The sequence below is a fragment of the Caballeronia sp. AZ10_KS36 genome (assembly GCF_023631105.1).
In the GTDB taxonomy this organism is placed as follows: Bacteria; Pseudomonadota; Gammaproteobacteria; order Burkholderiales; family Burkholderiaceae; genus Caballeronia.
On the sequence record NZ_JALQDQ010000049.1, the window covers coordinates 139,715 to 150,642 of the forward strand.

Annotated in this window: 6 protein-coding genes; 4 read left to right on the plus strand and 2 right to left on the minus strand. The window is 61.5% G+C overall.

Features of this window, described 5'->3' with window-relative positions:
• Positions 1-8: 8 nt before the first annotated feature.
• The 3 genes from NCR35_RS28550 to NCR35_RS28565 all read left to right on the plus strand — a co-directional run bounded on the left by NCR35_RS28550 (position 9) and on the right by NCR35_RS28565 (position 6,095).
• Entirely contained in the window at positions 9-926 is a 918-nt protein-coding gene (locus NCR35_RS28550) for a DMT family transporter (protein WP_250537268.1), read from the plus strand.
• 841 nt (positions 927-1,767) lie between these two features.
• On the plus strand, positions 1,768-3,309 hold the full coding sequence (locus NCR35_RS29955) for a methyl-accepting chemotaxis protein (RefSeq protein ID WP_284503361.1): 1,542 nt from the start codon (positions 1,768-1,770) through the stop codon (positions 3,307-3,309).
• Positions 3,310-3,644: 335 nt separating this feature from the next.
• The gene (locus NCR35_RS28565) at positions 3,645-6,095 is read left to right on the plus strand and encodes a bifunctional diguanylate cyclase/phosphodiesterase (RefSeq protein ID WP_250537270.1); all 2,451 of its coding nucleotides are present in this window, start codon (positions 3,645-3,647) and stop codon (positions 6,093-6,095) included.
• A gap of 460 nt (positions 6,096-6,555) precedes the next feature.
• Here the strand turns inward: NCR35_RS28565 and NCR35_RS28570 are convergent, their stop codons facing one another.
• Both NCR35_RS28570 and NCR35_RS28575 read right to left on the minus strand, forming a co-directional pair.
• Complete coding sequence (locus NCR35_RS28570) at positions 6,556-7,977, minus strand: aldehyde dehydrogenase family protein (protein ID WP_250537272.1); 1,422 nt, start codon at positions 7,975-7,977, stop codon at positions 6,556-6,558.
• A 138-nt stretch (positions 7,978-8,115) separates the two neighbouring features.
• Positions 8,116-9,228: a helix-turn-helix transcriptional regulator gene (locus tag NCR35_RS28575; protein WP_250537273.1), complete on the minus strand. Its 1,113-nt coding sequence runs from the start codon at positions 9,226-9,228 to the stop codon at positions 8,116-8,118.
• A gap of 243 nt (positions 9,229-9,471) precedes the next feature.
• Here NCR35_RS28575 and NCR35_RS28580 point away from each other — a divergent pair.
• The coding region (locus NCR35_RS28580; protein ID WP_250537274.1) for a UbiD family decarboxylase at positions 9,472-10,928 on the plus strand (1,457 nt) is incomplete at its 3' end.

Below are 10,928 nucleotides of genomic sequence, written 5' to 3' on the forward strand. Positions count from 1 at the left end.
GTCGATGGATGGCGAAGACTCATTCAGACATGCCTGCACAACGGCAGAAACGCATACCACTACCGGTGCTCGAGGCAGCGATGGTGCTCACGTGGAGTTCGGGCTTCGTAGGAATGCGGTTCTCCGCCGACTATGCCCCGGTCTATCTCGTTACATTGTGGCGGCTCATCGCGCTTTCTGTTGGCTTGTTTCCCTTCGTGGCCAAAGAGATCCGTCAAGCGGCGCGGCTGGTGTTGATGCAGCAATCATGCATTGGCGCGCTTGCGATGGCGGGCTACCTTGCGGGCGTCGCGGGTGGGATCCAGTTGGGTGTCCCGGCGGGTCTGGCTGCCCTCATCGCGGATTTACTGCCTGTCGGCGTGGTGCTGATCTCCACCTGCGCCCTGCACCAGCCCAGGCCGGCTAGTGTGTGGGGCGGACTCGCGCTCGGTGTTGCAGGGACGCTGATCGTCGGCCACGCTGCCCTTTCGCTCGGCAGTGCGCCCGCGTGGGCCTACGGACTGCCAGTCGCTGGTATGTTGTCGCTCGCGACGGGCACGGTCTGGCAGCAACGTATCTCCAGCCGCAACGCCCTTAGCCCGCTCGCCACGCTCTGGTTGCACAGCTTAGTGTCAGCACCGATTTTTGTCCTATTGCAGGCATATCAGGGCGGGATTGCGCCGATCGTCTCCGCTGGATTTGCGGCGAGTGTGGCGTGGACCGCCGTCCTGGCGACCCTTGGCGGGTGCGGCCTATACTGGCTATGTTTGCAGCGGTCCTCGTCTGCTCGCGTCACAGGCGTGCTGTTCCTCAGCCCACCGGTCACGCTAGTGTGGGCGTGGGCCATGTTTCGCGAGCCACTCTCATGGCTGATGGGCCTTGGCATCGCCGTTTCGGGAGCCGGAATGTTTCTAGTCGTCAACCGCGAGAGCGATCAGGCCGGTTGAGTACCGCTCGAGCTTGAACTGCGGGACGCCCGCAACCCAGCGACAGCAGCCCAAGTCGTGGCCACTGGTCACAGCGTTGGGGCGACAGCGCTGTCGCCCAAGATCCCCTCAACGTTCGAGCGTTTCCACTGTCCTGATTGCTTAGCTCGCTCGTTGTCAACGCCATGGGAAGAAGACGACAAGCTCTTCCGGCCTAGACGGCATATCAACGCCTCGTCCATCAATGACGACGCACAGTACCGGGCGAAATGGCGGACTGCCGCACGTCGACCTCATGCCAGAAAGTGTCATTGATGGCGTTGAAGTGGTCACGGTCGACGAGACCGACGCACATCGGTTGCCTGCATTTAGCAGTGCTAGACAATAGCCTAATCGGCGTAGCGCTAAGGGCCTGTTGGGATTCAGTCAGTTCGTCGACGCCGCTAAGCATTAGAGCTCAGTCTCGCTCTGCCTCAAGTTCGCGCTCAGTCTGCTTCAGCGCCGTGGATACCCACCAAAGATCGGGCACAGCAAACAGTCTGCTGGCAAGCACGCTCAGAGGAAATGCCCGCGCGTTCACCGGTGGACAAAAAGCTGACGTCTGAGATTACGAAGAACGAGGTGCAACGATCTCGACAATACAAATCAGATCGCTCGTCGGACGCGCTGTTGCGGGACGCCTTCCTTGCAACCGCTTTGCTCAAGTTCAGCGTTGAGCAGTCGTTAAGCAGTCGCATAGCTACCGCCTCGCGGCTCAAGGGCAGGAGTGTGCGACGACGATCGTCCGCACGGCTGAGCACTTAATAATCAAGAACAAGGGCGGTGTTAGCGGAGCGCTTTGCGCCGCCGTTTCGGGGAAAACATGTCTTACACGAATCGAGGTCTGAAGGCCAAGCTATATTGGCTCATCGCGGCGATCGGCGTCGCCTTCGTCACGGCGAGCGTCTGGAACGCGATGCAGTTGCGCGAATCGCTGATCGCCGGTCACGCGACCGAGCTGCAGCATCTTACTGAATCGCTGCATAGCCTGATGGCCGCAGAGCAAGCCAAGGTTGCATCGAACCAAAAGACCGTGGAGCAGGCGAAAGCATCGGTCATTAAGCAGATCGACGCCATGCGTTACGGCGCGGATGGCTACTTCCTCGCGCTATCGGACGAGACCGTCGTACTAGCGCACGCGAATGCGGCCTTGATTGGAAAGAACGTCGGCGACTTCAAGTCGACAGATGGGAAATTCATTTATCGAGATTTCGTTACGCTAGGCCAGCGCAACAGTCGCGGTCTGTACGAATACGACTTTCCTCGTCCTGGGTCGACGGTCGCCGAACACAAGCTTGCATACTATCTGTACGACCCGCGATGGCATTGGGTCATTCTGACCGGTGTCTATATTGCCGATGTCGATGTGGCCTATCATCGCTCGCTCGTCAAGCAGATGGCCTTGACCGGCGTCATCGTCATTGCGTTGTTGGTGCTGATCCGCATCGGCGCACAACGCACGGTGCTTGCGCCGATCGGCGAAGCGGTCACCGCGTGTCAGGCTATCGCATCGGGAGATCTGACGCGCAACGTGCCGGCATCCGCGTCTGGAGAAATCGGTGAGTTGATGCGCGCCCTGCGCACGATGCAGGCCAGGCTCGCCCAAACCGTCGGCGCCATCGCCGAATCAAGCCGTGCAGTCAGCACGGGAGCGAAAGAGTTGACGGCGGGTAGCACCGATTTGTCATCACGTACGGAACAGCAAGCGGCGTCGCTCGAGGAGACGGCGGCGAGCATGGAGGAGTTGACCGCCACGGTAAAGCAGAACGCAGAACATGCGGCGCACGCGACAGGTCTAGCCGACGATGCAAGCGCAGTGGCGCGGGAAGGCAACGACATCGTCCGAACGGTGCTCCACACGATGACCGAGATCCGCGACAGCGCCGGGAAGATGGACGAGATCATCGGCGTCATCGAAGGCATTGCGTTCCAGACCAACATTCTTGCGCTCAACGCAGCAGTCGAAGCTGCCCGCGCTGGTGAGCAAGGGCGCGGCTTCGCCGTGGTCGCGACAGAGGTCCGCGGCCTCGCGCAACGTTCATCGACGGCCGCCAAGGAAATCAAGCAACTCATCATGTCTTCGGGCACGCGCGTTGAGACGGGCGCATCGCTCGCGGCCGAAGCAGGCGAGACGATGCAGAAGATCGATGCTGCCATTCGGCGGGTCACCGATCTCATGAGCGAGATCGCGGCGGCATCGGTGGAACAGAGCCGTGGCATTGACCAGATCAATCAGGCGGTGTCTCAAATGGACGAAGTCACACAGCAGAATGCATCGCTCGTCGAACAGGCGAGCGCGGCGGCTGCCATGCTGGAGGATCAAGCGGAACAGTTGCGGGCTTCAGTCGCGGTATTTCGTACCTGAATTAGACGAAATGCGTCCGCCTGCTACGCCTGGCTGCGGCATCACTGTGCTTATGCCTTCATAACGATAGGCGTCGAACTCAGCACAAGCGCATTCGCGTGATCAACACGCGTGGGCGGCCCGCGCTGCCACGCGACGCGTCGTCACGGTCCTGAAAAATTTCAGGAGCCGCGGAAGCGGTGGGAAGTTGCTCGAGACGGCGCGGACTGCACGAAGTAAAAAATGCGTGGCTGGAGTGCTGCACCTAAAGTTCATGTAGCGACAAGCGGAACTCGCTCAAGCCCATCTCGACAGCCTGGCGCTGCAGCAAAACTGCCACTAGAACCGAATCAAGAATGGAACACGGGAACACAGCGGGCCTTCGAGTCATCGACTGCATTCTTCACGCGCACGACAGAAGCCTTATGCTTCTTGCGTGTGTGGTATGTGCAATCGGCATCTATGCATCGTTCGCTGTAGGACGGCATGCCGCCCGCGCTTCGGGCAAAGCAAAGGTCTACTGGGGCGTTGTAAATGTTGTGGCGAGCGGATGCACTGCATGGGCAACGCACTTCATCGTTCTGCTCGCATTTGAACCAGAGATGCCGGCGGCCTTCGAACCGTATTTGACCGCGACGTCGCTGGCCTGCGCGATCGTCGGCATCGGCGCCGGCGTGACCGTGTCGATCGCCGGCGCGCAACGGTCGAGGCAGTTTCTTGCGGGGCTGATCATTGGAACGGGCGTGGCGGCCCTTCACTATATCGGACAGAGCGCTTATCTGGTGCAGGGCTCGGTGTCTTGGGACGTCGAACTGGTGGTTTCTTCGATTGCCGTGAGCCTGCCGTTGTTCGGCCTGGCGATGTTGGCAATTGCCAATCGGGACAGACGCATTCGGAAGCTCGCCGCTCCGCTCATGCTCCTGGCAATCGCGCTGCTGCATTTCTGCGGCATGGCGGCGATGACGTTGCGGTACGATCCGACCTTCGTCTTTCCCGCCGATGCGGTTTCGCCGAAGACCGTTACGCCCGTCGTCGCCGGCGTCTCTATCGCGCTGATCGTGCTGGCAGTGCTCGGCTGGCGATTCGACCTCGCGGCCAAAGCGAGAATACGGCAAGACAGGCGACGGCTGCGCGATCTCGCGGACGTCGCACTCGAAGGCCTGCTCATCACGCAAAGCGACGTCATCATCACGTCGAACAGCAGCGTCGAACGTCTATCCGGCTTCGGGCAGGACGAGCTTACAGGCACACATATCAGCGCGCTCCTTCCCCATATCGATCTTGCGGGCTTGCCCGAGAAGGAAGAGCGCGAAACCGAACTAGTGGGAGCGACAGGGCAGAGGATTCCGGTTCGCGTGCTCCGTTCACAAGTGCCGCTAGGGTACAAACTGCAGACTGTCATTGCTGTACGCGATCAGCGAGAGCGCCTGCGCACGGAAGCGAAGATGCGCGCCCTCGCCTTCAACGATTCGCTCACGGGCCTCCCGAACCGCGCGAGCTTCTACGAACTGCTCACGCAGCAAACCGCTCTGCCGGCGAATACGGCGAAGCCGTTCGCCGTCGTCATGGTCGACCTTGACCGTTTCAAGCAAGTCAACGACACGTTTGGTCATCCCACGGGTGACGACGTTCTCGTGCGGATCGCAGAGCGATTGCGGGCGATCGCACGGGCTGACGACGTCGTCGCACGCCTCGGCGGCGACGAGTTTGCAGTCATGCAACGCGGCGCCGACGCACAAGCCGCCTGCGGGCTGTGCGTCAGCATCGTCGACGCGTGCAATCGCGAGACGTTCATCGTGGGTGGCCAGTCGATCCACCTCGGCGCGAGCGTCGGCTTTGCGCTTTACCCGGAAGACGGCCACGTTCCGGCCGAACTGCTGCGCAACGCGGATCTCGCACTGTACGCCGCGAAAGCGGATGGCAAGGGGGTCCATCGGCGTTATGAGTCTGCATTGAACGACAAGACGCAGGAAAGGCAGACGTTAGAAGCGGGACTGCGGCGTGCGCTAACGGATGGACAACTGGAGCTGCACTATCAGCCGCTGGTTGACGCTCGAACCGGGCGCATCGCTTCTGCCGAGGCGCTGGTACGTTGGCGTCATCCGGACCGCGGGCTCGTGTCGCCAGCGGAGTTCATCGGGATCGCCGAAGAATCGGGCATTATCATTCCGCTCGGCGACTGGGTGCTTCGGACGGCATGTGCGCAGGCAGCGACGTGGCCCGCGCACATCGGCGTGGCGGTCAATCTCTCGCCTGTTCAGTTCCGCGACAAGGGTCTGGCGTCGAGCGTCCGATCGGCGCTGCAGGACGCTGCGCTCGCGCCGCAGCGCCTCGAACTGGAAATCACTGAAGGGGTGTTGCTCATTGACGAGGCCCGGACGCTTCAAACCTTGGACGAACTGCGCGCAATGCATGTGCGCATTTCGATGGACGATTTTGGCACGGGCTATTCTTCGTTGAGTTACATCCGCAAGTTCCCATTCGATAAGATCAAGATCGACAGGTCATTCGTTCGCAACATCCCCGAGGACGCGGAAAGCGTCGCCATCGTGCGGGCGATCATTACGATGACCGCGTGTCTCGGCCTTCCGACAACGATGGAAGGCGTTGAGACAGCCGACCAGTTCCGCTTCGCCGTGGCAGAAGGCTGCAGTGCCATACAAGGCTATTTCGTTAGTCGCCCCCTCCCTGCTTCGAAGTTTCAGGCCCTCTTGGAGCACGATTCACTCATCGGAAGTCTAAAGCCAGAGAATGACGGACGTCTCCTAACGGCCGACGGACGTGCAAATGGGCAAACGGCCCGTTGAGCAACAAGCTGATCGTCAGACCGAGCCCTAACCAATTCTTTCCAGAGCCGGGGCGAAACTTAGGGCGGTTTGGCCACCGTTCGCCCCGCTCCTGACGGCCGATTTCAGACATGGCGTGCTCGTCGGGTTGCTTGTGCAACGCACACCGGCCGACGTGCTCGGCGCCTCGGCCGACGCACCCGTTGGCTGGGACGCAAACAGCACGTCAAGTTCTGGAAGGGTTGCCGGAACCCGCGATGCGACCGGTAATACGACGGCGATAAGTCTAGTTCCCCAAGTCTCTGGCTCGCGAAACAGCGGCATCGGCCGTTATCTATGCACCAACCCAATAAAGTCAGTCCCCTAGTCCAGGCGCAGCATGCGGCTGGCGTGACCGCGTTCCGCGCGAGGGGATGATGCGGCGCTGCGTAGAAGTGCGCCTTTTCACCCCCCCGCAGCGCTATATCGTCTTGCTAGTCCCTTAGACCTCGGCCAACTTGTCTAGCGGCGGCACCGGCCCTTCGTTCGCCAGCAGTGCACGCTTTCTCACGTAACGCATGATGCTAGTCGCGCCGTAACGCGATCCACCCATACCCGACTTCTTGAATGCGGTCTTTTCGCCGGCGAACATCATCACGCGCGGCAGTTCCGTATCGTTGATGCTCACGCCGCCCGCTTCCATCTTCGTCGCAAAGTCGCCGGCCGTGTGCGTGTCCGGGCCGAATACTGCGCCGCTCAGGCCGAACATCGAATCGTTCATCAAGCGCTCGGCTTCATCCGCGGTCGAGAAGCGCATCACCGGCACCACAGGCCCGAACGTCTCGTCCGTCATCAGCGTCATCTCGTGCGTCACATCGGTGACGATGGTTGGATCGATCCACACCGCGCCGTTCACCGTCTCGCTCCTGCCGCCGAGCACGATTTTCGCGCCCTTCGAGAGCGCATCGTCGAGTTGCGCATCGATGATGGACGCCTGCTGACCGAAGATCATCGGGCCGTAGTGACCGCCGTCGCCCGCTGCGTGACTGCGCTTGAGTGTCTGCGCTTGCGTCGTGAGTTCGGCGACAAGCGCATCGTAGAGCGAATCGTGCGCGTACACGCGTTCGATCGCATAGCATACCTGCCCCGAGTTATAGAGCGCGCTGCGCAAAATGCTGGTCGCTGCGCGCTTCACGTCCGATCCTTCCAGCACGACGGCCGCATCCTTGCCTCCGAGTTCTAGGAACGCGGGAACAAACGCCTGCGCCGCCGCTGCCGCAATTTTCTGACCCGTCGGCACGCTGCCGGTGAACACGACGGCATCCGATTGCGCGACGATCGCCGCGCCGGTTTCGGCCGCGCCCTGCACGAGATTGACGATGCCTTTGAGCGCCGGCACTGCATCGAGTGATCGCTTCAGCGGTTCGACGAAGCGCGGCGTGACTTCGCTCGGCTTGATGACGACGGCCGCGCCCGCGACAAGTGCGGGAATCGCATCGATGAAGGACAGCACGAGCGGAAAATTCCACGGGCTGATGACGCCTACCACCGGGTACGGCGAATACGTCACCTTGAATACGACGTCGGGATGCGCGTCGAGCTTGCGGAACGGCGTGGCGAGTACTTCCGGCGCGGCATCGCAGAAGCCGTGGATGAAGTGAATGACCGCGCCGAGTTCTTCCTCGGAGATGCGGCGGCGCGCCGTATCGACGGACAGCGCATCGACGATCGCCTTGCCGTTCGCCTCCAGTTGCGCTGCCCATTCGCCGAGCGCCTTTGTGCGATGTTCGAGTCCGAGCGCGTTCCATGCGCGCTGTGCGTCGCGTGCCTGCGCGATCACGAGAGCGACATCGTCCGTGGATGCCGCGTTGAATTCGTAGTCGTGTTCGCCCGTGCGGGGGTTGCGTACCTTGATTGACTTCATCGTGATTCCGGTCTGTTGTCTGCCCGGTGATGGGCGGTTGTCCAAAGTAAGGACGATGCTAACAACAGATATTTCGACACGGCAGTCACGCGCGCCAGATGCGGCCGATTTCCTACAAGTGAGAGCGTTGTTCCGATATCAACGCTTGTCCGCGGTATCCGCGTTTCCGGTTTCGCTTCTAGCACGAGCGGCTTCCGGCGCATCGCGCTGCTGCGTGGAAGGGCTTGCGAGACGCCGCGCATCTTTAGGCGCGAAGCCGAAGTAGTCGCGAAACGCCGCCGTGAAGCTCGTCTGATGCTGATAACTCGTTGCAAGAGCGACTTGTCCAACGGGCAAGCGCTCGTCGACGAGCAATCGCAATGCATGATTCATCCGGCATCGATGCCCGTATTCGAAGATCGTCATGCCATACAAGAACTTGAAGCCGCGCTTGAGCTTCGACGCGTTCGTTCCAACGGCGCGCGCGAGTTCCGGAATCGTCGGCGCGACGCGTAAGTCCGCAACAATCATCCGCTGCGCCTGTTCAATCAGTCGGAGATCGCGTGCTGAAAGCGTCTCGCCCGGAGAATCGTCGCGCAGATGCGTGAGCCACATTTCGATGCACGCGCACAGTATTTCGTTGCACTTGCCTTCGAGATAGAAGAGCTGACGCGCACCCTTGTATGGCGATGCCAGCAGTTGCTCGGCAATCTGCAGCGCGTCGACGCTGAAGGGCATCTGGCGGTTGTAGATCTGATCGCGATCGATCGATGCCAGTTCCGCGCGAATCTTGTCGGCCTCGCCGCCGAGCGCTTGCACGAGGCGGTCGAAGTAACGCCGCGTCACATACATGCCCACCGATTGCCACGGCCCCGGCCCGCACGTCACCTGATACTGCACGTCTGCGCCCTGGCTGCACACGAGCAGATTCGGCGCGTTCACATGCAGATGCCCGGTATCAGAGAAGTCGACACTTGCCGGTCCCGCAATCGAAAAATGAAACTCGACGAAGCCTTCGGGAAGAATCTTCTCCGAGCGGCTATGCGCATAGTTGCAGTCCGATACGACGAGATAGATTTCGTCGCGAATGCTCGCCATCTTCCACACGCCCTCTTCCGCACCGCCCGGCACCATGACGGTTCCGCCATATAAGCCGAACTCCGGAACGCTCACGCAATCCGGCTGCACGCGCAGTTGATAGAACGCTTCGGTAAGGCGTGCCTGCCGGCCTGCGAGCGCGTTCCTGAAGAGTCCAGCGTGTGAATCGGTCATTCTGTCTCCTGCCGTTGCGTGCGCCACTACCGACTGGACGCGCGCCGATCATTCATGAACCTGCATTATGGATCGCCAAAAGTATGGTGGCGATCCTAGCGCGATGCATCGACGGACCAGCCAAGAAAAACCGCTTTTCCTAGGTTCGCGGCGTCTTTGCGTATCCCGGCAAAAAATGCGGCGGGTATAAGAAGGCCACAGGCGCGCAGTCCGCGCTCATTCCTGGTCATGCCTTCTTTCACGATGAAACACTACCTCTCCCGGCTGCGCGCACGCGGCGACTTGCTGACCGTTACGCGTGAAGTCGATCCGCGCTTCGAAGCCGCCGCCGTCGCGCGACGCCTGCAGCGCGAAACCACGAAGCCCGTGCTCTTCGAGAACGTCCGCGGCAGCAAGCTGCCCGTGTTGCTCAACCTCTATAGCGATCACGACCGTCTGCGCGAAATCATCCGCTGCGCGCCGGAAGAGACGTTCTGCGCTCGTTTGGATCGCGAGATCACGCTTGCATCGACGCTCGACAACACTGTAGAACATGTGCCGATGCCATCGGACTGGATCACCGGCAAGCTGTCCGACCTGCCGATCCTCACCTATCACGAACGCGACGGCGCGCCGTACATCACCTCGGGCATTTTCCTCGCGAAGGACCCGGACACTGGCGTGCCGAACCTCTCGTTTCATCGCTCGATGGTCGTCTCCGACGACGAACTGCGCATTCGCCTCGGCAGCAGTCACGACCTCGCGCAGTACCAGTTGCGAGCGGAAGCGCGCGGCGATGCGCTCGAAGCGGCCATTCTGATCGGCGCGGCGCCCGAGCTGTTCATGAGCGCGTGCGTGTCGCTGCCGCCGGAAGGCGACGAACTCGCGCTCGCCGCGGCCATTCGCGGCGGCCCGCTCGCGATGCGCCGCGCGCTTACCGTCGACCTCGACGTTCCGGTGGCCGCCGAGATCGTCATCGAAGGCCGCATCCTGCCGAACGAGCGGCGTCCCGAAGGTCCGTTCGGCGAATTCATGGGCTATTACGTCGAAGTCGGCGACAACCATGTGTTCGAAGTCACGCATGTCGGCTGGCGTGAAGGCGCGGTGTTTCATGGCCTCATTTGCGGGTCCGACGAAGACCTGCGACCGCTCGAAGCGGCAACGGCCGCACGCATCTACAAAGCGATATCGGCGCAAGTGCGCGGCGTGCTGGACGTCACGTGCAAGCCTACGGTGATGAATACGATCATCAAGATCGACAAGCAATACGACGGCCACGCGCAACACGCGCTCCTTGCCGCGCTCGGCTCGCACCTCGACTACAACAAGCTGTGCATCGTCGTGGACAAGGACATCGACATCTACGACATGGACGAAGTGATTTGGGCGTTCCTCACACGCGGGCGCGCGGACACGCGCACGATGGTCATCGAGAATGTGCCGGGCTTTTATCGCGATGCCCACAAGGATCACTGGGGGCGGCTCGCCATCGATGCGACGAAGCCCTGGGGCCGCGAATCCGAGTTCGAACGCAAGTCGATTCCGGGCGTCGATACGCTCGTGCTTGAAGACTATCTGCCGCAAGCCGGCGCGGGGGGGGGGGGGGGGTGGGGGCGCCCCCCCCGCGGATCGGGGGTCGGGGTCGGCGCGGCGCGCGGGGCGGCCGCCGCGGGGGGGGTGCGGCGCGGGCGGGGCGTCCCGCCCGGCCCCAACAAAACCGT